The organism is Staphylococcus sp. HMSC063A07, assembly GCF_001836955.1.
Classification (GTDB): Bacteria; Bacillota; Bacilli; order Staphylococcales; family Staphylococcaceae; genus Staphylococcus; species Staphylococcus lugdunensis.
Genome location: NZ_KV830901.1, coordinates 37,972 through 59,452, shown reverse-complemented (window position 1 = coordinate 59,452; position 21,481 = coordinate 37,972). Strand labels below are relative to the sequence as shown.

Below are 21,481 nucleotides of genomic sequence, written 5' to 3'. Positions count from 1 at the left end.
TTCCTATTCTCTTGAAACTTTTAAGTTAGTTAGTGAAAAGTTTTTTGATTTAAGTTCATTAGGACTCATTAACCACCATTTGCTTTCAAGCAATTTATTAATTGTCTCATCGTCAAACCTTTTTTTGATCGTTTTAGCAGGCACACCACCTACGATTTCATATGGTTCAACATTTCTAGTAACAATTGCACCAGCTGCTATCACGGCTCCGTTCCCTATTTGTATACCATCAAGAACAATGACATTAGCACCTATCCAAACATCATGTCCAACAATTGTCTTGTTGGGGCTGTCATCAAATTTAAAATAGGCCTCTTTAATACCAAAAGGATTATTATTAGAATAAAAGATAGGTGAACTACTAAAAAATTCTAATGGATGCTTTCCTAAACCCATTTTTACATCTGATGAAATTGAGCAATAGTTTCCTATCTCAACATGATTAAAATCACTTCCAAAACCAATGTAACTATATTTTCCAATTGTTGAATTTCTGATTTTACAAAATCTGTCTACATAGTTATTACCTTTAAAAGTAGAATTAGTAACATATGCTAATCTGTTAATTTTTACATTTTTTTCTTTTGACGAAGATGACTTTAATAAACCCATTAATTTATTTATCATAACTTCCTCCAAGTATTACGGTTAATGATATCTTTGTAACTTTGTATAATTTTAACGACTTTTGTTGACACGTTTGTATCTTTGTAATCAATCGCATCAATCATAGGTTCGTTGTTTTCTTCCATTGCTTTTGCAAGCTCTACGGATTGTACTAAGTTATTAAATGCAATGCCTCCAACTATCACGGTACCTTTGTCTAAAACTTCTGGTCTCTCTGTTGATGTTCGAATAAGCACACCTGGGAATTTTAAAATTGATGATTCTTCAGATAGTGTGCCACTATCAGATAGTACGACAAAAGCATTTTTTTGTAGTGCATTGTAATCAAAAAATCCAAATGGCTTAAGTTGTCTTACTAATGGATGAAATTTGAATTCTCTTTCTTCAATCTTTTTCCAGCTTCTTGGATGTGTTGAATAAATAACTGGTATTTGGTAATTTTCTGCAATATCATTAATCGCATTCATAAGTGATAAAAAGTTTGCTTCATTATCAATATTTTCTTCTCGATGTGCAGATACTAATATATAATTTTGAGGTTCTAATTCTAATTTTGTTAAAATATCACTTTCCTCAATTTTATATAAGTATTCTTCTAATACTTCTTTCATTGGAGATCCTGTAACAAAAATGTTTTGCTTTGGAAAACCTTCATCTAATAAGTAGCGTCGGCTATGTTCTGTATAAGGTAAATTAACATCACTGACATGATCGACAATTTTACGGTTAATTTCTTCAGGTACATTTTGATCGAAACATCTATTCCCCGCTTCCATATGGAATACTGGAATTTTTAATCTTTTGGCTGATACCGCTGCTAAACAGCTGTTTGTATCGCCTAAAATAAGTAATGCATCTGGGCGTTCTTTTGCTAACACTTCATATGATTTAGCTAAAATGTTTCCCATCGTTTCACCTAAATGATTACCTACCGCTTCAAGATAATAGTCTGGCTCTCTTAACTCTAAATCTTCAAAGAATACTTGATTTAGTGTGTAATCATAATTTTGCCCTGTATGGACTAGTACTTGGTTAAAGTACTTATCACATGCTTTAATTGTTGCAGATAATCGAATAATTTCTGGTCTTGTACCAACAATTGTCATTAATTTTAATTTTTTCATTCAACTAGACCTCCAAAAAGTATGTGTCTGGATTATTTGGATCAAAAATTTCGTTTACCCACATGATAGTCACCATATCTGTATCGCCTAAGTTCTCGATATTATGTGTGTAACCAACTGGAATATCAACCACTTCCAACTTATCTCCTGAAACGTAATATTCAATAACATCATCGTCGTCAACTTTTCTAAAACGAATCACTCCTTGTCCCGAAACTACTAAAAATTTTTCATTTTTAGTATGGTGCCAATGATTGCCTTTTACTATTCCAGGTTTAGAAATGTTAACTGAAACTTGGCCTCTATCTTTTGTTTTAAAAACTTCTGTAAAAGAGCCTCTGTGGTCTACATTCATTTTTAAAGGATAACTAAAGTCTTCTTTAGGTAAATAACTTAAAAATGTGCTATACAATGCTCTTTCAAACGGATCTTCGGTATTAGGAAGTGCTTTATCGTTTGGAATTTCTTTATACTGAAATAAAAGTTCAGCAATCTTACCTAATTTAACCTCATAGACATTGGCAACTTTAGGCTCGCCATTTTCTATATTTGGCTTACCATTAATCGCGTTTTCAAATTCTTTGACAACATCATCAATGTAGTTAAGCTTAAGTATTACATTTTTATCATTCACTTGAATCTCTTCATCTCTAGCGATTTTGTAACAAAATGTTGCAATAACAGAATTGTAGTTTGGCTTACACCACTTACCAAATAAGTTAGGCAAACGATAAATTAACACATTATTACCATTATCTTTGGAAAATTGTTCAAGTACTGCTTCACCTTGGCGTTTACTGTTTCCATATGGATTATCATTTTCCGCTTGAACAGACGAAGATAAAATAATATCTGGCTTCTTCGGATTATCTTTTAGGATGTCTAATACTTCTTTCAGAAAATCAACATTGCCTTCTTTAAATTCAACTTCATTTTGTGGTCTGTTGATACCTGCTAAATGAACAACTGAATCAGCTTCTAACAAATATTTTTTTACATCTTCTGCGTCAGTCTGTCTATTAATTTCAAGAATGTCATTATCTGTAGTTGCTTTCAAATCTGCTTTTAAGTTCTTTCCTACAAAACCATTCGAGCCAGTTATAACGATTTTCAATGTAAACCCACCTAACCTTGTTTATAGTTACTTAATTCAGTTCTTACATATTCTAAAGATAATAATTTTTCCTTAATTTCTTCTACTGTTAATATATTCGTATTATCAGAATTATACTCGTATGCCTCTGTAATCTCTTTATTACCATCTTCATAATAGTTACTATAATTTAAGTCCCTAGAATCTGCTGGGATACGGAAGTAATCTCCCATATCTTCACATTGTGCATATTCTTCTCTAGTTAAAAGTGTCTCAGCTTTCTTTTCACCATGTCTTGTGCCAATAATTTTTATTTCATTATCCGCTTCAAACAATTGTAATAGCGCTTCAGCTAAGTCGCCGACTGTTGAGCTTGGTGCTTTTTGAACCATAATGTCACCCGTTTTGGCATATTTAAATGCATGTACTACGAGTTCAACTGCCTCTTCTAAACTCATTAAAAATCGTGTCATGTTAGGATCTGTTATTGTTAAAGGCTCACCTGTTTTTATTTTTTCAATAAATAATGGAATAACTGACCCTCTTGATGCCATAACATTACCGTATCTCGTACCACAAATTAATGATTGCTCACCATCAACATTTCTAGATTTGGAAACAAAGACTTTTTCCATCATTGCTTTTGAAATACCCATCGCATTAATCGGATAAGCAGCTTTATCTGTTGATAAACAAATGACTTTTTTCACTTTATTACGAATTGCATTTTGAAGTACATTTTCTGTTCCAATAATATTCGTTTTTACAGCTTCCATAGGGAAAAACTCACAAGATGGAACTTGTTTCAATGCAGCGGCATGAAACACATAATCAACATCTCTCATTGCAGTTTCAACACTATGCGAATCTCTTACGTCTCCAATATAGAACTTTAATTTGGCATTGTTGTATTTTTTTCTCATGTCATCTTGCTTTTTCTCATCTCTGGAGAAAACTCTTATTTCTTTAATATCAGTATCAAGAAATCTTTCCATAACTGCATTTCCAAATGACCCTGTTCCTCCAGTTATTAGTAGCACTTTATCTTTAAACATATTAAGTCTCCTAATCATTAGCAATTTTGATTATTTTTTCTTTCTTAAAATCTTTCACTAAATCATTGATGATTGCTTCTACTTCGTCTTTAGAAAAGTTTCTTACTTTGCCTCTATAAATCTTTTCATAAACTTGCTCAGGATGTATTTCATTTTCATTCAGTAATTCTTCGTACATCTTTTCACCTGGACGAATACCAGTAAATTTAATTTGAATATCATCTTCGGATTTTCCACTTAATCTAATTAAATTTTTTGCTAAATCAACAATCTTAACAGGTTCGCCCATATCTAAAACAAATATTTCTCCACCTTGTGCTAAGACACCAGCTTGTAACACAAGTCTTGAAGCCTCTGGAATCGTCATGAAATATCTCGTCATATCAGGATGTGTTACTGTAACTGGACCACCAGCTTCAATTTGTTTTTTAAATAATGGGATTACTGAACCACGTGAACCTAATACATTACCAAAACGAACAGCTACGAAATCGGTTTTACTATTTTCTTCATTTAAACTTTGAACAACCATTTCAGCTAAACGTTTTGACGCGCCCATCACATTTGGTGGATTTACAGCTTTATCTGTAGAAATCATGACGAATTTTCTGACCCCTACAGTTTTAGCAGCTATCGCGACATTTCGTGTACCTAAAACGTTATTTCTAAATGCTTCAATTGGATTGTATTCCATTAAAGGTACGTGTTTATGCGCAGCAGCGTGATATACGGCATATGGCTTATACCGATTCATCACATCTTGAATGCGTTCTGGATTTTGTACATCGGCTATAATTGGAATAATTCTAATTTTATCTTTGTAAATTGCATTTAATTCTTGATGAATAAGATAAATACTATTTTCGCCGTGCCCTAATAACAGAATACAATCAGGTTCAAACTTACAAACTTGTCTACATATCTCAGAGCCAATCGAACCACCAGCACCGGTAACCATTATCGTTTTATGCGTTAGTTCTTTTGAAATCATAGCCATATCCAATTCAACTGGTTCACGCCCAAGTAAATCTTCTACCTCTACACGTTTTAATTGATTAACTTCTAGTTCACCAACTAATACTTGTTCAATGCTAGGCATTTTAAACAATTCTATGCCAGTGCTATTACAAATATCGTTAATTTCTTTTAGGCGATTAGGCTTGAGTGTTGGAATAGCAATAATAATACGCTTAATGCGGAATTTATTTACTAAATTAGGGATATCATCAATTGTCCCTTGTACTTTTACACCGTCTGCTATGGTGAGTTTTCTTTTTTGAGGATCATCATCCACTGCCAATACCGGTTCTAGCCCCATTTCAGGACTTCTTAACATTTGGCGAATAAGTAAAGAACCACCTCGTCCAGCCCCGACAATAAGGGTTGGTTTTTTCTTTTGATGTTTGCCAACGACAAATTTTCGTGTCACTCTCCATGAAATACGGGAACCTCCGATTAATATTAACACCATCATCCATGTAATAAGATATAATCTAAAGAACGGTGGGTGCCCCGTAAATACTGGAACTAATATGACTGTAGCTAAAATAGAACAAGTCACTGACTCTACTATGATTAATAATTCATTTACACTGGCATACTCCCATGCACGATGGTATAAGTTAAAAATATAAGCAAATACATGATGCGCGATTAATAGCAATATTGAAGTCAAAATTAGAATTTTATTGGCGTATCCTTTGAAAAAAGGCTCCAAAATGTTATAACAAATAAAAACTGAAAATGCTACAATCAACGAGTCTATTATAATTAAAGCAAAAAGCCTTACTCGAGCATTTAATTTGTTCACATGTTTTCATCTCCTCATCCATCATGCGTATAAATTAAAATAAACCAAACAATTTTTTATGCTTATATTCTTGAAGTGGTTGTTTTTTTACTATATTTTCATTTTTGATGACAGATTTTGCATTATTCATAAAATTTTTTATGTTTTCTTCATATTTTTGTAAATTTTTATTGCTAAACAAACTATTCATGATAAAAGGTCTTTGGGTGACATGGTGTGCATCTGAAGCTATGAAATGGGATAAATTATTTTCAATCATTTGAATGGACAATTTTTGCACTTTTTTTCCAAGTTTTCCCATTAACGAGGCTGAAGTAAGCTGGCTGAACGCACCCGAATTTATAAGTTCATATAAAACATCTAAGTCTTGGGTGATGACCTTATTCCTCTCTGGATGGGCAATGATGGGGATATAACCATTCGACTGTAAATCAAAGAAAAGACGTTTTGTATAGTGTGGAACACTATTTGACGGCAACTCTATTAATAAATAGTTAGAGTTATTTAATCCAATGGCATCTCCTTTTTGTAATAAGGACAGTATTTGATCTGTTATTCTTATTTCTTGTCCTGGATAAAGCTTGATACCTAAATCTTTGACTTCATCCATATCTAAGAGTTGTTCTAAACTTTCTTTAACCTGACTATAACTGTTATCATATTGGGGACTTAAGTGATGTGGTGTCGCAACAATCTCTGTAACCCCTTCATTCTTCGCTTGAGTTAATAAAGTAATGGCATCTTCTTTAGTTTTAGGACCATCGTCCACATTAATCAAAATATGATTATGTATATCAATCATTTATTCATCATCTCCGTAATAATAATAACTAGATGATTTTTCTTTAGGTGTTTTATTTAACACTGCTCCTATTACACGTCCTCCTACTTTTTCAATTAATTCTTTTGCTTTCTTCACTTCATTTTTATTATTATTCTGTACATCAATGATCATGACGCATTCAGGTACGTATCTTAAATAAACCTGCGCATCTGTAACTGAAATGACTGGTGGTGTATCAATTAAAATGAAGTCATATATTTCATTTAAATCACGTAATATGTTCTCAAATGCGGCAGAACCAATTAATTCAGATGGATTAGGTGGTGTGGGACCTGCTGTCATTAAGTCAAGATTCTTTACTCTCGTCTTGATAATCGATTTATCAAAGTTAGACTTTCCTATGATTAAATTTGATAATCCATCATAATTCGTCGTTTCAAAATGATAATGTTGCGTGGGCTTTCTCATATCTCCATCTATGATTAATGTTTTATATCCTGCTTGTGCATATGTGATTGCAATATTCGCTGAAATAATACTTTTACCTGCAGCTGGCTTTTCAGAAGTAACAATGATACTTTGAACTTCTTCTACACCTGAAAACATGATATTAGAGCGTATACCTCTAACTTTTTCACTCACGATTGATTTAGAATTATCTTCAGTAAACAATGGCGTATTTAAATTTTTTCGTTTCTCATTCTTTTTAGTCATACTTTCGTCTCCTATTTCAATTTATGGATTGAACCTAGAACTGGAATGTCCAACTCTCTAATAACATCTTCTTCTGTTTTAATTCTTCTATCAAATAATTCTTTAAAAATGATAATTACAATAGTGAGTACTAAGCCTAATACAAGTCCTATTGCTAAGTTTTGCGACAAATTAGGTGAAACTTTGGATGCAGTTCCATCTGCTTTCGATAATATCGAAACGTTATCTATATCCATGATTTTCGGCATATCTTTACTAAATACACTTACAATTTCATTTGCTATGCGTTCTGCGTCTGCCTTGCTATGATTTTCAACACTTACATTTAAAATTTGTGAGTCAGCTTGTTTTGTGACTGTAAGCATGTTGCCAATTTCACTTGCAGAGAGATTTTTATCTTTTTTCGCTACGTCTTCTAATATACGTGGACTCTTAAGAATTTCAGAATACGTATTAACAAGTTGAATATTACTTTGAACTTCTTGAGCCCTGTATTGTTCATTGCTTTCTTTTTGGTTTACTAACACTTGTGTATTTGCCTCATATTTAGGCTTCATTAAAAATATAGTTATTAATAAGCTTATAACTACAAAAACCACAGGTATTAAAATAAATAATTTCCAATTCTTTTTTAGTGCAGTTATAAACATCGATAAATCAAGCGTTTTTTCCATTTTGACCTCCAGCAGTAATTTGAATTTTTGTATTTATTTGTGAAATTATCTAGTATGTTTAGAATTACTCTTTATATCTAAGTATTATAAACTTTTTTAAGAAATATACAATTACATTTAATCCTACAATAACTTTTATAAATTAAATTTAATTTTTTGTAAACATCATGTAAATTTTCACTATAAAGTTGCGATTTACACTGCCCATCCTATAAAACAAAAGCCAGGATATTTTCTAGATGTGAAAATATCCTGGCTTGTTGTTTTTAATATTCAATATTTGGCATTTTATTTACTTTCTCTTGATATTTTTTGAAAGCTACAAAACCAACTGCACCTAATATAATTGTAATGAATAGACCTTTCATTCTTGTCACTCCTTTTGGTAAATCAAAATTCAAACTCTTCACGTGTCGTGTGAAAGCTTCATATACCTATTATACACATTTATCTTCTATTTTTAAAAATAAGAATTCTATTTTATGCATCACTTATCAATAATATCAATCATACATACGCCATTAGTATGATTTTAAAACAAAGTGCTTGCGCTATATGCAATTAGAAGTATAATAATTATATCTAAATCACAATTTAAAGGAGCTCAACTCATGTCTAAATTACTCTATATTACTGCACATCCATTAGATGAACTGGCATCTAACTCTATGGCAGCTGGTAAAGCCTTTTTAAACGCTTATAAAGAACAACATGCTCAAGATGAAATCGTGCATATCGATTTATTCAATACTTACATTCCACTCATTGACAAAGATGTCTTAACAGGATGGGGTAAAGCAGCAAACGGTGAAACACTTAACGGTGATGAAAAAGAAAAAATTGAACGTTTAGCTGAAATTCTTGATGAATTTTTAAGCGCTGATAAATATGTATTCGTGTCACCAATGTGGAATTTATCATTCCCTCCTGTATTAAAAGCTTATATTGACGCTATTACTGTTGCCGGTAAAACATTCAAATACACAGCAGAAGGCCCACAAGGTTTATTAACAGATAAAAAAGTACTACATATCCAATCTCGTGGTGGATATTATAGTGAAGGCCCCGCAGCTGAAATGGAATCTGGTGACCGTTACTTGAAAACAATTATGACTTTCTTAGGAGTGCCATCATATGAGAATGTCATTATTGAAGGTCACAATGCAGAACCAGAAAAAACAGAAGAAATCAAAGCAGCTAGTCTAGCAAAAGCTACAGAAGTTGCTAAAAACTTCTAATAAATTTTATTTAAAAAGCACGTCCGACCATTTAATCTGAGTCAGACGTGCTTTTCTTATGTTCTATTTCATCTATTGCGCGATCAATAGCGTCTGCAAAAACATACATACGCTTTGTAAAATCTTGATGCTTATCCTTAGCGATATGATTAAAATTATCATTGACGAAAAAAGATTTGCGCAATGCAGTGGTGAGCTCCAATTGTACTCCTGCATGCTTTAAATCCTTGTTGACAAAGTTACCGGTCAGTTCGCCACCAAGATATGTTGGCGCAGGTTTAACAACAAAATGTGACTTAATCAATTGCTTTTGAATGGCTAATTTTAAAGGTGTGTCCAATCCCCCAATATAGACAATCGGGTGATTCCCTTTTGCGCCATGTATCGCAACGGCATATTCTTGCTTTTGGAGCATCTTTAATAGTTGAGGATCATTATAATGCGCCGACGTTACATGTAAACGTTCTGCATGATGACGCAAAGCTATAAATGAATAGAAATTATAATGGTTCTTTCGTGCAACAAGTCGCGATAATTCCGTTGTTCCTTTTTCAATATTACCCCCGTGCGGTGCAATAATGATTGCATCGCTCTTTGTATGTATGACTTCTTTCTTCCAATCTCGCCCTTCTTTAGTATGAGCAAATAATTGAGTCATTGATTTAAAGTAATCTGGACGTCTCACATCTGGGACAGGAACTTTATCTGGTGCTAATTGTGCTAGTTCACCACGATTAAATACTCCGTGATGTAACTCTGCTGTTGTCCTATGATAAAAAATTGCTAAACATACGCATATAATGGTAATGAGTATCATAACAAACAGAAATATTTTTTTATTATTTGTGCGTTGTTTGGCTTTTTGTGGTGACATATTTTATCTCCAATATCAATTTATAGCTTTTATATTAGCTTATTCACAAGAAAAAACAAATCTTTCCTGTTATATTTAATGAAAACGTTAGAGCTTTTCACATATACTTTAACATGATTTTACGTTAGCTCAATGGTTGGATGACAAGCGATGTTTCTCGTGAAACGTGACGCACTAAATACTTTGTGCGTCTAAAAATTCATCATCAATAATGCTTTTAGTCATTTGCTGTAAGTGTGGGATGTCCCATTGACTTTGTATATTTTGGCGTAAGGCATGTTTCTCAGCCAACGCCGGTGTATAATCGTGTAAATTATATAATACAAAATGTTTGCGCGTACGTTTATCCATAGGCTTACTTTGTTCATAATGGTTAACCATGCTGCGCCATTTTACGTTGTTCACGGTAACACCTTTAGAAGTTTTTTCTAAATTAAAATTCAACCGTCCTAATAATTGGTTCCATTCCGTTGAAGTATATTGCCCGTTTAAGAAATTACCAAGTGAATATGCCACTAACGTTTGATGCTGATTTTTTCCTTTTACCCATTTAACCGGTTGAATAACATGTGGATGCATTCCTAAAACAACGTCAACACCTTCATCTGCAAATAACTGCGCATACTTTTGTTGCTTCTCATTCGGCATTGTATGATTCTCATTGCCCCAATGTGCTGAAACAATTACCGCATCACTATGTTCCTTTGCTTTGCGCACATCTTTTTTTATCGTTGCTTCATCAAAGGTTTTTACTGTATAAGGATATTGAGATATTTGGCCATTTGTACCATATGTATAGCAAAGTAAGCTTACAGTAATACCATTTCTCGTAATTGTATGTACCGCTTCGCTTTCTTTTTGAGACTTGAAAACACCAGAAAACAACACGTCATGGCGATAGGGTTTCCAAGCATTTATATGATTGGTTACTCCTGAATCACCTTGATCCAGTGAATGGTTGTTTGCACCATTTATGATGTTAAACCCACTATCTACAATGGCTTTAGTTACATCACTCGGTGTATTAAATTGTTTAAATCCTGAGTACGGCTTATCATCTCCACCAATCGGTGATTCTTGATTCACATACGCGAAGTCTGCTTGTTGAATATTTGATTTCACATGCTTGTACATAGGTTTAAAATCATATTTATTCGAACCTACTTTAGCATCGTTATAAACAACTGGATGTATTAAATTATCACCAACAGCTACGACAGATGCTGAGGCATTAACCTTTGTGGTTAAAGTTAAATAACTCATTATCAACATTAAAACTAAGGCAATCACACATACAATACGATACTTCTGCATACGCATACCTCCTAACATGCATTTTTAGCGGCCCAAAATCCAATTTATCTACTTTTTAATTCTATAATATATTCTAATTACATTCAATTTTAATAATGGTAATAAAACACCACTATTATATAATACAAATAATGATAAATTGCAAAGTCATGTTTATGATATGATTACTATTTTTAATTTTGATGAATTAATTTAGTCGTATATTTCAGTAGCACGCACTAAGGAATGTAATGCCTTAGTAGGTTTTCGTAGCATGACATCTTTGCATCATGATGACAATAAACTTAAAACTATATATATGACCAATGCAATATAAGCGAAATATAAAAAAATACCCTCCTATTTTACTATGGAAGGTATTTTAATGGATTAATCATTAACAAACCATGCTAAGGCACGCGCAATACTTTTATCCCAATAAGTGTAATCATGGGCGCCTGGACTAGGTTCAAAACGATAAGGAATCTGTTTATCTGCTAGATAGTCAATAAATGTTAAGTTATCTTGGTACAGAAAATCTTCGGTTCCGCACTGAATAAATAATTCTGGAAGTGTTTCTTCTCGTGCCACTGCTGCATCAACCAAATGATATGTATCTAAATTTGTGCCTTTAACATTAGTATGTTCACCTGTAATTGCTTGCGGATGATAGTCTGTCCATTCTAAATCAATCAAGGTTTGTGCTTGAAAGACGGCAGACATTGGTGCTGCTTTGGAAAATAAATGACTTTGTGTTAGTGCAAATTTCATCGTTCCATAACCACCCATAGAATGACCAGCAATAAAGTTATCCTCACGACGCGTTGATAGAGGAAAAATTTGATGCACATAATGATACACTTCTAAAATATAGTCATAATAACGATGGCCATACGCCATATTGGCATAAGCACTATGATCAGCATTAGGCATAATAATGGCCAATTGATGTGATTCTGCATAGCGTTCAATGCTTGTAAATCTCATATATGATGTGGCATCACTTGATAATCCATGTAGCAGCATAACCGTTTTAAGTGGTTTAGCAATTCCATCACTTTTAAAAAAACTCGTATCTTCTGGTAGAATAACTGTTAAATTTTGATTCATGCCAATCGTTGGCGATTGATAATTTAATGTAATATAAGCCATCTTGATGTTCATTCCTCTCATTATCAATAGATTATTCTAATCATATCATTTTACACTTTAGCACGCTATTTGGTCTCTTTTAAAATCAAACAATGCTCAGACATTCATATCAATTAAAATCTGTATACAGCTCAAAAAATAAGGCCCTATCGTATAGTCTAATAAACTTTATTAAACCAAAATAATGAGGGGCCTTATATATTACAATCATAATCTTGCTCATATTGCTATACATGATTTTCCAATAATTTTCCGTGTTATAGCATTATAATCATATCAGAAAGAACCACTTTGCTAATCTATCTCTTCTCTATATAAAGGCTGACTCATACATCTTGGACCTCCGCGACCACGCACGAGTTCACTACCTCTAATTTCAATCACTTTAATCCCTTTTTCACGTAATAATTGGTTAGATACATAATTGCGATTATATGTAATAACCACTCCTGGACGAATGCATAATGTGTTAGAACCATCATTCCATTGCTCTCGAGCACCATCGATAATATCTCCATTACCTGTAGGAATAAATTCAATTTCTTCGATACCAAGTGCCTGCTCTAATGTCGCTTTTAAATCGCTTGACCGTGTAATTTGAATATCATCACCTTGTGTATTTTGCTCAATAGTAAAGATATTCATATTTTGTTCTTTCTTGAAAATAGCTGCATGCATCGTAAATTTATCATAATCAATCATCGTAAAGACAGTATCCAAGTGCATAAAGGTACGACTATTAGGAATTTCTATCGCTAATACTTTTGTGAATGTTGCATCTGCATTAAATAAGACTTGCCGTGCTAAACGTTCAATCGCTTGGGCAGACGTGCGTTCGGAAATTCCAATAGCTAATACTTCTTTAGATAATACGAGTTCATCCCCACCTTCAATATTAAATGGTGTCTGTCGATCCAACCATACTGGAATATCTTCATCTTTAAAACGAGGATGATACTTTAATATATATGACATAAAAATAGACTCTCGACGGCGTGCACCAAAATACATGTGGTTTACTGTCATCCCATGTCCAATAGAAGCTTGTGGATCACGTGTAAAGTATAAATTTGGCATTGGGTCTAAATAAAATGGGTATAAATCATCAATATATTCCACTAAATGAATTGATTTTAATTTAATTTCTTCTTTGCGAACACCAGACATGATTTTTTCAATCAATTCCTCATTAGTCAATGTAGCAAAGTAGGCTTTAATTTCTTGTTCATGTCCGAGAATCGTTTCTGGACATTCTGTCAACACCTCTTCAATAAATTGTGCACGTACGTTCGGCTCTACAATTGCTTCGGCTGCTAATTGCTCCAAATATAGTACTTCTACACCTTCATCCCGCAATGTTTGTGCAAAATGATCATGCTCTTCTTGAGCCACTTTTAAATATGGAATATCATCAAACAATAGACCACTTAAATGATCCGGTATTAAATTTTCTAATTCTTTCCCCGGTCGTTTTAGCAATACAGTTTTTAATGTTCCAATTTCACTATTCACTTGAATAGGACCATGTGACATAAATTCATTTCCCCTTTGTTCAATCAATCATGATATGCATAAAGTCTTTCTACGAATTACCTATACCCTATTAATCCACTTCTATGTCCTACGATTATTTATATTTTTGAAAATTGTAGTTTTCTATTTAAATTTACGAACATATATTCTATAATGAGTTCGAGGTGATAACTATGATTCCTAAACAATATCGACATGAAACCGATTATCGAAAAATACCAAGAGAATACTTAGACAGTAATATTCCACAAGGTCGTGGTATCGTCAAATGGGCACCGTTCGTTATATGTACTAATTTATAACAAATGCTTACCTTATAGTCCTTTTTACGTATTAGTCATATATAATACGTAAAATCTTTTTATAATAAAATCGTGAAAGAATTTTGATATTCTCTCACGATTTAATGACTCAACTTAACAGCATCCATCATTTTTATGCTGATTTTTTTCTTTATTTTCTTCTATTTTCTCTTTTTTTTCCTCAATTTCTACAGAACAACAAGCTTGTTTTTTTGGTTTTAATTTAGAAATTGCTTTTTTAAATGCATTCTTTTCCATTGTAACACCTCCTTTAATTATTATTTAACATCCACATGATGTATCGCAACATTCACTTTTATTAATTATTTCTTCGTTTTCATCTATAAATTCAAAAACATCTTTATATGGTTCTTGCTTTAATATATTAAAGGTTTTTTCACATACAAAGGTTCTTTCTCCTCGTTCAAAAATATGGTCATCATCATCTTCAATATGTTTAAATGGACCTTTGTATACAACAGATTGTCCTTTATCAATACATGGACCTTCTTTACCTTTGTGAGCTATAATCGTCATACTTCTAAAATCAATACCTTCAATAGTAGTCCATGTCTTTTCGCGTTTATCAATTTCTACACCATAAAATCCTACTTTTTCAAAAGCCTCTACAAATGATTTTTCTTCAATGGCTCCTGAATAACAACCACTCCATAAGTTTTCGTCTTGTCTCAACTTTTCAGGTACTTCTACATTAGAAACGATATCTGAGATTACTGCTTTACCACCATCTTTTAAAACACGATAAATTTCTCTGAATAGTGCTTCTTTTTCATCTGTTGAAACTAGGTTTAGAACACAATTTGATATAACCACATCTATACTATTATCCTTTATCATAGTCATTTCATTTTCTAAGTAATTAATATATTGTTTAATAGATTGATAAGTATCTAAGTTGTTAGCAGGATGTTCTTGTACATATTTATCGAGTTCTTCTAAATCTAATTTTAAGTTTTGAATTTTTCCTTTATGAAAAATAACATTATCATAACCAATTCTTTCAATCATTTGATTCTGATATTTTTTAGCTAGATTTAACATATCATCGTTCATGTCTATGCCAATAACTTTGCCTGTTTCACCAACAATTTGAGAAACTATATAAGGAACTTTGCCACCACCAGAACCTAAATCTAATACTGTATCTCCTTCTTTGATCTTACCTAAAGGATCTCCACAACCATAATCTTTCTCTATGATTTCATCTGGTATAATCTTTAAGTACTTTGTATCATATTCTACTGGGCAACATAAATTTTCTTCATGTTTTTTAGCAGCATTTCCATATCTATTGATTACTGAAGTTTCTTGATTCATTAATTTATCCTCCTTAAACTTAAACAATCGTATTAACTATTAAACCTGTAGCAATAGCTACAACTAAAATTGCGATTACGAATGAGACTACAAATTTTTTCTTGAATAATTTCGTTAATAATACAACTTCTGGAATACTTGCACCAGCACCACCTATTATCAACGCAACTACTGTTCCTAAAGACATCCCTTTTGATACTAATGCCTCAGCTATAGGTAACATTGTTTCAGGTCTAATATACATTGGAATGCCTATAACAGATCCAATGAATACGGATATAACGCCATCCCCACTTGCGTATTTTGTAATAAATGTTTCGGGTACAAATCCATATATGAATGCTCCAATAAATACACCAATAAATAGGTAAGGAAGCATTGGATATAAAAATGCCCACGCATCATTTAATGCTTGTTTAAAACGAGATCCTTCTTTATTGGCAAAAAATCCATCTCCTTTAACATTTACGCCTTTATAACTTTCAGCCAAATTCATTTTTGAAAACACAAGACCTGTAAAGATACTAAATATTGCTAGTACAATAAAATAAACTATTGCAACTTTCCAGCCCAATAAAACCCATAGCATAAACACCATTAATGGATTCATTAATGGTGAAGCAATTAAGAAACTCATCGCTGGACCAAAAGGTACTTTAGAATTTAATAGACCTGCAAGTATTGGAATAGTTGAACAAGAACAAAAGGGAGTAATCGCACCAAATATCATCCCAAAAAAATAATTGATTCCTTGGTTAGGCTTACTTAACATGCTTTTGATTTTATCTTCCGAAACTACTTGTTGGATTAGACTTACAATAAAACTTACGATTATGAACAGTATTAATAATTCAAAAAATAGCATTAGAAATGTTTTTATAAATTCTATAATCGAATCTATCACTAGTATAACGCCTCCAAATTTATTAAATCAATATTTCTTGATATATTAATCAAAAAAAATTGATTAACGATATTTTAAAAAAGATACTTACAGTATCTTACAACAAGTATCTTCATTTAATACTACCTGTATTTGTTGTTCATTAATTTTATAATAATTCCATGTGCCATGTTTTTCTGCAATGAGGATATTTGCATCTACTAATTTTTTTAAATGATAAGAAAGTTTAGATTGTTTTAATTCTAGCAATTCTTCCAAATCACATACACACAAAGACTTTGTATTGCTTTGACGTATAGAATGCAGGATTTTAAGTCTAATTTTATCTGCAAGTGCTTCAAACATCTTTTCATAAAAATTTAATTGTTCTTCTTCATCTACATCTGGATTAACCTTGATTACTTCCATTTAATCACTTCCATTCTGTTATCAGGTAGTTATTATTTAAGTTCTTGAACTGCTTGTTTAAAGTTATGTGCTGTTATTTCACCGTACGTTTCAATATTATCTTTGAAGAAAGAACTTTTCATATATGCTACAGCTTCATTTAAACACATATCTTTTGAAGTCATAACTAACTTTAAATAACCAATAAAATAATATACAGATAAAGTACCTGCATGATTTACCACCAAGTTTTTCCCTCCAACGCTCCAAATAATACATCAACTTTTTTTGATGTATCAAGCTTAACACTTTTTTATAATAATTTCAAATCCAAATGAGAAAAATCCTTGCCAAAATCGAACGTATGTTCTATTATACTGTTGAGGTGCTTTTATGTTACTCAATTCTAACATTCCAGATGAATATAAATATGAAACGGACTATAGAAAAATCCCAAGAGAATATTTGAATCCCAAAATCCCTCAAGGTCGTGGAAACATCAAATGGAGAGCTTTTGCCACTTTGCCTGAACAATACGAAATATTAAATGAAGTGATGCAAAGTCAAAACAAAATTGCAAATCCCTTATTATCTGATGATGCTTTGAACCAATTAGATTATATAGTTAATCAAAAACTTCAATCCAATGAATCTTGTACAATTGAATATTGGAGTAACGGTTATATAAAAACTTATACTGGATTCATTTTGAAATTCAATGTATTAGAAAAATCCTTTTCATTTTTCAATACTTCCAATAATAAATACTATACTTTATATAGAGAATATATTAACAACATATTTTAAAGTAACCATACAAATAGTAATTAACTAAAATAAGAAGGGGATATTCATAGTATTTTTATGTTCCACTTTTTATTTTTTAAATAATAGCGTATATTGAATTTTTACAGGTTTTCATACATTTTATTATATAAAACGTTAACTTCATTCTTTAATGCTTTATTCTCTTTTTCTAATTTTTTAATTTTTCTTTTCAAGGATTCAATAATTGCATTTTTCCCATCATTTTTGGCTTGAATTACATTTGATTGAGTGTTGTGTTTACGCAATTCTTCAATTTTATTTCGGATTTCTTTATAATTATACAAAGTAGCTTTTGAAACATTTGCATATTTAGAAACAACATTAAAGTTAATCTCTATATTTTCTTTTAAGAGCCTTTCTATTGCAGAATTTACTTTTATTTCTGTATTAGCTTTTTTTCTTTTATGTATTTCTTTCATTTGTTTTTTTCTATCATAATCCCCCATAAGTCCTCCTATGTTTTCATCCTATTATTTCTACCAAAAATAACATTTCCATCTTTTATATTTTTTAATATGTCTTCATATTTTTCTAATAAATTGACATGCTTTTCTACCATATCATCTCTATTAAAATTTTTAGCTACCTCTATAGAATTAATGGTAGATTTAACAAGCAATTCATACTTTTCTACATCTAAATTTGAAAATCCTATTGCTAAATCTTTGCATGGTTTACCTGAATTACAAGTTAAACATGGTGGTGCTTCCATATATGGGCAGTTACCTTTTAACCTTGCATGGCACGTACCATATGGATTGTCCATAGCATTTAATTTATGCTCTTGCCATAAAGAGTTCAACGCATTCTCAGAAAGTTCACTACTATGTTTAATATTTTTTACTTTACCATCAATATCAAAGGTGAATGCTCCTTGATCTATAACTGATTCAAATGCTTTTCTTTTAGTATCATCAAGAAGTTTCGCATATCTAAGTGTCATTTCAGGAGAAGCATGAGCTAATAGTTCTTGAATAGTTAGAATATCAACTCCACCATTAAGCAACTTAACAGCATATGTATGCCTAAACTGATGTGTTTTAAAGTGAAAAATTTCTCCCTTTTCATCAACAATATTTTTAGTTTTAGCTAAATAATTTAAATGAGAACGAACTAAATGTTGAGTATATGGCATTCCTTTTCTCTTACCTTTATATATAACGAATATATAATTATTAGGATTGTTGTCCTTAGTACTTTGTCTTTTAGAACTTGCAATTAAAACTGCTAATATATCGGCTAATTGCTCATCAATAGGTATTCTATGGCCTTTTACAAAAGTTTTTGCTATATCAGTGACTATAGAATATTTACCATTAATTTTAGTAAGGCAGTTATCTTTTAAAGTTAATACATCTGATATACGTAAACCCGTTTTAAATGCTATCCAAATGATAGGTATGATTTCTTCAGGTAAGGAATTTATATTTTCAAATAATTGATCTAATACAAAATCAGGAATATAATCAATTTGATTTTTTTCGATTTTTTCATGTTTAGGCAAATCTTGTGGCAAAAACAGAAATCTTATATCTTCTATAGGTGCTATGCTATATTTTTCCATAATTATATCATTCAAAAACCTTCTAACTAATTTGAGTTCTTCCCGCACAAAATTTTTTACACTTCGTACGTTTTTACTTTTTGCATATTTAAAAATAGAATCTATATACACTTCCATATGGTTTCTTTCTAAATTATTCAAGTCATTCCAATTAGGTTCTTGATTATGTATACTGTTAAAAAATCTACTTAAAACCCTGACGTACACTCTACCTGTCGCAAAATTTAGATTTCCTGTTATTAATCGTTGTTTCAAATATCGTTTCACGGAATTTCTTATATTAAATGAGCCTATACTTTTGAAATTTAAATAGTTCCCAGTAAGTGTTTTATTATAAGTCAAACCATACATTTCTAAATTTCTTATATCCCATATGTCTTTATCCCACTCTTCTCTGTCGTCAACCATTTTTGAAAACTGCCTATAAAACTTTTTTAAGCTTGCAGCTAAAGGCGCTTTTACTTTGTAATTTCCAAAAACAACACTTTTCGACCTTTTCCAAGTTGGCGCATTTCGATTTTCCAACCATTTAATCCATTCTTTTTCTAAACTACTAAATTCGTAGTCAAGCAAGGAATTTAAATCAGGGAATATTTCATTACAAAAAGAAGCAATTTTATTAATATGTACTGCACCACTATTGAATAAAGAGTTTAAAGACCAATACTCAGTAACAATAAATTTAAGACAAATATATTTAAATTCTAGATTTAAGTTTTTGTTTTTGAAATTAAAAAATACATTTTTCCTTTTACCACTATATCTTTTTAAATCATCATGAAATTGGTTGAAAATCTTAAAATTAGAAACATGCCATACATCATTTTTATAAAAATAGTCACTATAAATATCCATGTAAGTGATATTCCCCTCAGAATTTATACTTTTACTTTTTAAAAAGCAAAGTTCCTTTTTAAATTTACTTTGAAAAAATTCATTTGTATTTTGAACGCTATTATTCATGTCAATCTCCCTATTCAAATATTTGGAACGAATCTTTCACTTTCTCCCAATTCTCACGTATAAGCTGATCATCATTGTGTATATACAAATTCATAGTCGTTTGTATATTACTGTGACCAAGCCGTTCTTGAACCTGTTTTATATTTTTACTTTTATTGTAAAAAATAGTAGCATGAGTATGTCTTAATAGATGAGGATGAACATTTATTCCAGTTTTCTTTCTTAAACGTTTAAATATCGAATTTACGTCATTATAATCTAAGGGATCTCCAACATGCTTACCTCTAATTTTAATAAACAAAAATTCAGAACTAGTTGAAACTTCATCCAATACTTCATACAGATAATCATCATATAAATCAATCAAAGATTGTGAAATATATATTTTACGTTCTCCACTTTTTAATCTAGCTCCATTTTTATTCTTTCTAGTTTTCAAAATGATTTGATGTCCGTTAGTCAAATCATATTTGATATCATCTATGTAAAGTGACAACAATTCCCCAATACGCAATCCCGTTTCATATAATAATTGAATCATAAATTTATCTCTGAGGTTTTTTGATGCATTTATTAACTCTTTTATTTCACTGGTACTCAATATTTTCATTTTTTCTCTTGGCTCTTTGACTTTCAATGTGTTTGTTAATAATAAATTATTAGTATTTACATGATCTAAAAAGCTTTTATAAGAAGATTTACGATTACTTTCTTTTAAAATTGATTTAGCAATATCTACATTAAATTTTTTAGTCCTAAATAAGTAATCGTAAAAATTAGTAACTACAGTAATAGTTAAGTTTATAGTTCTAGCACTTTTACTATTTAGTAGTCTATCTTTATATATAACTTTTTTATATCTCTGAGGTGACTTTAACCACATTACAAAATCTACTAAGTCATCAAAAGTTGCATCATTATGATTTTTGTCTATTAACTCAAGGTACATAAAATATCTCTTTAAACAATAAGCATATGTCTTTAAAGTATTCTCACTTTTATCAACACTCTCTAAATACTTTAAATAATAGATAACATCTTCAACTGGATTTAAATTACTATCAATTATCATAAAGTTCTTTCCACTGTTAGAATTCACATTTACTATTTTCATAATATAATCCCTTTCTTAAATTTAATTTAAGAATACACTAGTTTAACAATTTTTCATATTATACATATAATACGTACTAAAATTAGTTTAGTTAACAAATTTTCTAATGA

24 protein-coding genes are annotated in these 21,481 nt (G+C 31.2%); 3 read left to right on the top strand and 21 right to left on the bottom strand.

Annotated elements, in window-relative coordinates:
* Positions 1–3 precede the first annotated feature (3 nt).
* From HMPREF2597_RS00435 to HMPREF2597_RS12315, 9 genes are all read right to left on the bottom strand, one after another.
* Positions 4–627 carry a CatB-related O-acetyltransferase gene (locus HMPREF2597_RS00435; RefSeq protein ID WP_002460628.1) on the bottom strand — a complete coding sequence of 208 codons (624 nt, stop codon included), beginning with the start codon at positions 625–627 and terminating at the stop codon, positions 4–6.
* Positions 624–1,751: a non-hydrolyzing UDP-N-acetylglucosamine 2-epimerase gene (wecB, locus tag HMPREF2597_RS00430; protein ID WP_002460630.1), complete on the bottom strand. Its 1,128-nt coding sequence runs from the start codon at positions 1,749–1,751 to the stop codon at positions 624–626. Before wecB ends, HMPREF2597_RS00435 begins: the two co-directional genes overlap by 4 nt.
* A 4-nt stretch (positions 1,752–1,755) precedes the next feature.
* Positions 1,756–2,865, bottom strand: a complete 1,110-nt coding sequence (locus tag HMPREF2597_RS00425) for a polysaccharide biosynthesis C-terminal domain-containing protein (RefSeq protein WP_002478502.1) — start codon at positions 2,863–2,865, stop codon at positions 1,756–1,758.
* 11 nt (positions 2,866–2,876) lie between these two features.
* Positions 2,877–3,899, bottom strand: a complete 1,023-nt coding sequence (locus HMPREF2597_RS00420) for a nucleoside-diphosphate sugar epimerase/dehydratase (RefSeq protein WP_002478501.1) — start codon at positions 3,897–3,899, stop codon at positions 2,877–2,879.
* Positions 3,900–3,909: 10 nt separating this feature from the next.
* Positions 3,910–5,709, bottom strand: coding sequence for a polysaccharide biosynthesis protein (locus HMPREF2597_RS00415; RefSeq protein ID WP_070817103.1), 1,800 nt, complete (start codon positions 5,707–5,709; stop codon positions 3,910–3,912).
* A 34-nt stretch (positions 5,710–5,743) separates the two neighbouring features.
* Complete coding sequence (locus tag HMPREF2597_RS00410) at positions 5,744–6,511, bottom strand: tyrosine-protein phosphatase (RefSeq protein ID WP_002460634.1); 768 nt, start codon at positions 6,509–6,511, stop codon at positions 5,744–5,746.
* Positions 6,512–7,207, bottom strand: a complete 696-nt coding sequence (locus HMPREF2597_RS00405; RefSeq protein WP_002478499.1) for a polysaccharide biosynthesis tyrosine autokinase — start codon at positions 7,205–7,207, stop codon at positions 6,512–6,514.
* An 11-nt stretch (positions 7,208–7,218) separates the two neighbouring features.
* Entirely contained in the window at positions 7,219–7,881 is a 663-nt protein-coding gene (locus HMPREF2597_RS00400) for a Wzz/FepE/Etk N-terminal domain-containing protein (protein ID WP_002460638.1), read from the bottom strand.
* Between the two features lie 266 nt (positions 7,882–8,147).
* Positions 8,148–8,249 (bottom strand): SE2200 family small protein, encoded by a 102-nt coding sequence (locus HMPREF2597_RS12315; protein ID WP_002478498.1) that lies wholly within the window; start codon positions 8,247–8,249, stop codon positions 8,148–8,150.
* A 243-nt stretch (positions 8,250–8,492) separates the two neighbouring features.
* On the opposite strand from HMPREF2597_RS12315, the gene HMPREF2597_RS00395 reads away from it, so the two are divergent.
* The gene (locus HMPREF2597_RS00395) at positions 8,493–9,119 is read left to right on the top strand and encodes an FMN-dependent NADH-azoreductase (RefSeq protein ID WP_002478497.1); all 627 of its coding nucleotides are present in this window, start codon (positions 8,493–8,495) and stop codon (positions 9,117–9,119) included.
* A 31-nt stretch (positions 9,120–9,150) separates the two neighbouring features.
* Here the strand turns inward: HMPREF2597_RS00395 and HMPREF2597_RS00390 are convergent, their stop codons facing one another.
* From HMPREF2597_RS00390 to arcA, 4 genes are all read right to left on the bottom strand, one after another.
* Positions 9,151–9,993, bottom strand: a complete 843-nt coding sequence (locus HMPREF2597_RS00390; RefSeq protein ID WP_002478496.1) for a poly-gamma-glutamate hydrolase family protein — start codon at positions 9,991–9,993, stop codon at positions 9,151–9,153.
* Positions 9,994–10,167: 174 nt separating this feature from the next.
* Positions 10,168–11,307: a CapA family protein gene (locus HMPREF2597_RS00385; RefSeq protein WP_002478495.1), complete on the bottom strand. Its 1,140-nt coding sequence runs from the start codon at positions 11,305–11,307 to the stop codon at positions 10,168–10,170.
* Positions 11,308–11,676: 369 nt separating this feature from the next.
* Complete coding sequence (locus tag HMPREF2597_RS00380; RefSeq protein WP_002478494.1) at positions 11,677–12,438, bottom strand: alpha/beta hydrolase; 762 nt, start codon at positions 12,436–12,438, stop codon at positions 11,677–11,679.
* A gap of 294 nt (positions 12,439–12,732) precedes the next feature.
* Entirely contained in the window at positions 12,733–13,971 is a 1,239-nt protein-coding gene (gene arcA, locus HMPREF2597_RS00375; protein WP_002478493.1) for an arginine deiminase, read from the bottom strand.
* Positions 13,972–14,144: 173 nt separating this feature from the next.
* Between arcA and HMPREF2597_RS12825 the strand changes: the two genes are divergently transcribed.
* Entirely contained in the window at positions 14,145–14,273 is a 129-nt protein-coding gene (locus HMPREF2597_RS12825; protein WP_002478492.1) for a hypothetical protein, read from the top strand.
* Between the two features lie 114 nt (positions 14,274–14,387).
* Here HMPREF2597_RS12825 and HMPREF2597_RS12675 read toward each other — a convergent pair whose 3' ends face one another.
* From HMPREF2597_RS12675 to HMPREF2597_RS00355, 5 genes are all read right to left on the bottom strand, one after another.
* A complete protein-coding gene (locus HMPREF2597_RS12675; protein ID WP_176746562.1) occupies positions 14,388–14,531 on the bottom strand; it encodes a hypothetical protein in 144 nt (47 codons plus the stop codon).
* Between the two features lie 24 nt (positions 14,532–14,555).
* Positions 14,556–15,611 carry a methyltransferase domain-containing protein gene (locus tag HMPREF2597_RS00370; protein WP_070817102.1) on the bottom strand — a complete coding sequence of 352 codons (1,056 nt, stop codon included), beginning with the start codon at positions 15,609–15,611 and terminating at the stop codon, positions 14,556–14,558.
* A 19-nt stretch (positions 15,612–15,630) separates the two neighbouring features.
* Positions 15,631–16,515 (bottom strand): permease, encoded by an 885-nt coding sequence (locus HMPREF2597_RS00365; protein ID WP_070817101.1) that lies wholly within the window; start codon positions 16,513–16,515, stop codon positions 15,631–15,633.
* Between the two features lie 87 nt (positions 16,516–16,602).
* Complete coding sequence (locus HMPREF2597_RS00360; protein WP_070817100.1) at positions 16,603–16,923, bottom strand: ArsR/SmtB family transcription factor; 321 nt, start codon at positions 16,921–16,923, stop codon at positions 16,603–16,605.
* A 32-nt stretch (positions 16,924–16,955) separates the two neighbouring features.
* A complete protein-coding gene (locus tag HMPREF2597_RS00355; protein ID WP_083319031.1) occupies positions 16,956–17,147 on the bottom strand; it encodes a hypothetical protein in 192 nt (63 codons plus the stop codon).
* Between the two features lie 148 nt (positions 17,148–17,295).
* Between HMPREF2597_RS00355 and HMPREF2597_RS00350 the strand changes: the two genes are divergently transcribed.
* On the top strand, positions 17,296–17,709 hold the full coding sequence (locus HMPREF2597_RS00350) for a YolD-like family protein (protein WP_070817098.1): 414 nt from the start codon (positions 17,296–17,298) through the stop codon (positions 17,707–17,709).
* 101 nt (positions 17,710–17,810) lie between these two features.
* On the opposite strand, the gene HMPREF2597_RS00345 is transcribed toward HMPREF2597_RS00350, so the two are convergent.
* From HMPREF2597_RS00345 to HMPREF2597_RS00335, 3 genes are read right to left on the bottom strand one after another with little or no spacing between them, the layout of a single operon-like run.
* Positions 17,811–18,176, bottom strand: coding sequence for a DUF6262 family protein (locus tag HMPREF2597_RS00345; RefSeq protein WP_070817097.1), 366 nt, complete (start codon positions 18,174–18,176; stop codon positions 17,811–17,813).
* An 8-nt stretch (positions 18,177–18,184) separates the two neighbouring features.
* Positions 18,185–20,257 carry a tyrosine-type recombinase/integrase gene (locus HMPREF2597_RS00340; protein ID WP_070817096.1) on the bottom strand — a complete coding sequence of 691 codons (2,073 nt, stop codon included), beginning with the start codon at positions 20,255–20,257 and terminating at the stop codon, positions 18,185–18,187.
* A 10-nt stretch (positions 20,258–20,267) separates the two neighbouring features.
* Positions 20,268–21,371, bottom strand: coding sequence for a tyrosine-type recombinase/integrase (locus tag HMPREF2597_RS00335; RefSeq protein ID WP_070817095.1), 1,104 nt, complete (start codon positions 21,369–21,371; stop codon positions 20,268–20,270).
* Between the last annotated feature and the right edge of the window lie 110 nt (positions 21,372–21,481).

Bases quoted from the DNA above. Each gene is read 5' to 3' on its own strand.
- HMPREF2597_RS00435 (WP_002460628.1), bottom strand. From the start codon at position 627: ATGATAAATAAATTAATGGGTTTATTAAAGTCATCTTCGTCAAAAGAA.
- wecB (WP_002460630.1), bottom strand. From the start codon at position 1,751: ATGAAAAAATTAAAATTAATGACAATTGTTGGTACAAGACCAGAAATT.
- HMPREF2597_RS00420 (WP_002478501.1), bottom strand. From the start codon at position 3,899: ATGTTTAAAGATAAAGTGCTACTAATAACTGGAGGAACAGGGTCATTT.
- HMPREF2597_RS00410 (WP_002460634.1), bottom strand. From the start codon at position 6,511: ATGATTGATATACATAATCATATTTTGATTAATGTGGACGATGGTCCT.
- HMPREF2597_RS00405 (WP_002478499.1), bottom strand. From the start codon at position 7,207: ATGACTAAAAAGAATGAGAAACGAAAAAATTTAAATACGCCATTGTTT.
- HMPREF2597_RS00400 (WP_002460638.1), bottom strand. From the start codon at position 7,881: ATGGAAAAAACGCTTGATTTATCGATGTTTATAACTGCACTAAAAAAG.
- HMPREF2597_RS12315 (WP_002478498.1), bottom strand. From the start codon at position 8,249: ATGAAAGGTCTATTCATTACAATTATATTAGGTGCAGTTGGTTTTGTA.
- HMPREF2597_RS00395 (WP_002478497.1), top strand. From the start codon at position 8,493: ATGTCTAAATTACTCTATATTACTGCACATCCATTAGATGAACTGGCA.
- HMPREF2597_RS00390 (WP_002478496.1), bottom strand. From the start codon at position 9,993: ATGTCACCACAAAAAGCCAAACAACGCACAAATAATAAAAAAATATTT.
- HMPREF2597_RS00385 (WP_002478495.1), bottom strand. From the start codon at position 11,307: ATGCAGAAGTATCGTATTGTATGTGTGATTGCCTTAGTTTTAATGTTG.
- HMPREF2597_RS00380 (WP_002478494.1), bottom strand. From the start codon at position 12,438: ATGGCTTATATTACATTAAATTATCAATCGCCAACGATTGGCATGAAT.
- arcA (WP_002478493.1), bottom strand. From the start codon at position 13,971: ATGTCACATGGTCCTATTCAAGTGAATAGTGAAATTGGAACATTAAAA.
- HMPREF2597_RS12825 (WP_002478492.1), top strand. From the start codon at position 14,145: ATGATTCCTAAACAATATCGACATGAAACCGATTATCGAAAAATACCA.
- HMPREF2597_RS12675 (WP_176746562.1), bottom strand. From the start codon at position 14,531: ATGGAAAAGAATGCATTTAAAAAAGCAATTTCTAAATTAAAACCAAAA.
- HMPREF2597_RS00370 (WP_070817102.1), bottom strand. From the start codon at position 15,611: ATGAATCAAGAAACTTCAGTAATCAATAGATATGGAAATGCTGCTAAA.
- HMPREF2597_RS00360 (WP_070817100.1), bottom strand. From the start codon at position 16,923: ATGGAAGTAATCAAGGTTAATCCAGATGTAGATGAAGAAGAACAATTA.
- HMPREF2597_RS00350 (WP_070817098.1), top strand. From the start codon at position 17,296: ATGTTACTCAATTCTAACATTCCAGATGAATATAAATATGAAACGGAC.
- HMPREF2597_RS00345 (WP_070817097.1), bottom strand. From the start codon at position 18,176: ATGGGGGATTATGATAGAAAAAAACAAATGAAAGAAATACATAAAAGA.
- HMPREF2597_RS00340 (WP_070817096.1), bottom strand. From the start codon at position 20,257: ATGAATAATAGCGTTCAAAATACAAATGAATTTTTTCAAAGTAAATTT.
- HMPREF2597_RS00335 (WP_070817095.1), bottom strand. From the start codon at position 21,371: ATGAAAATAGTAAATGTGAATTCTAACAGTGGAAAGAACTTTATGATA.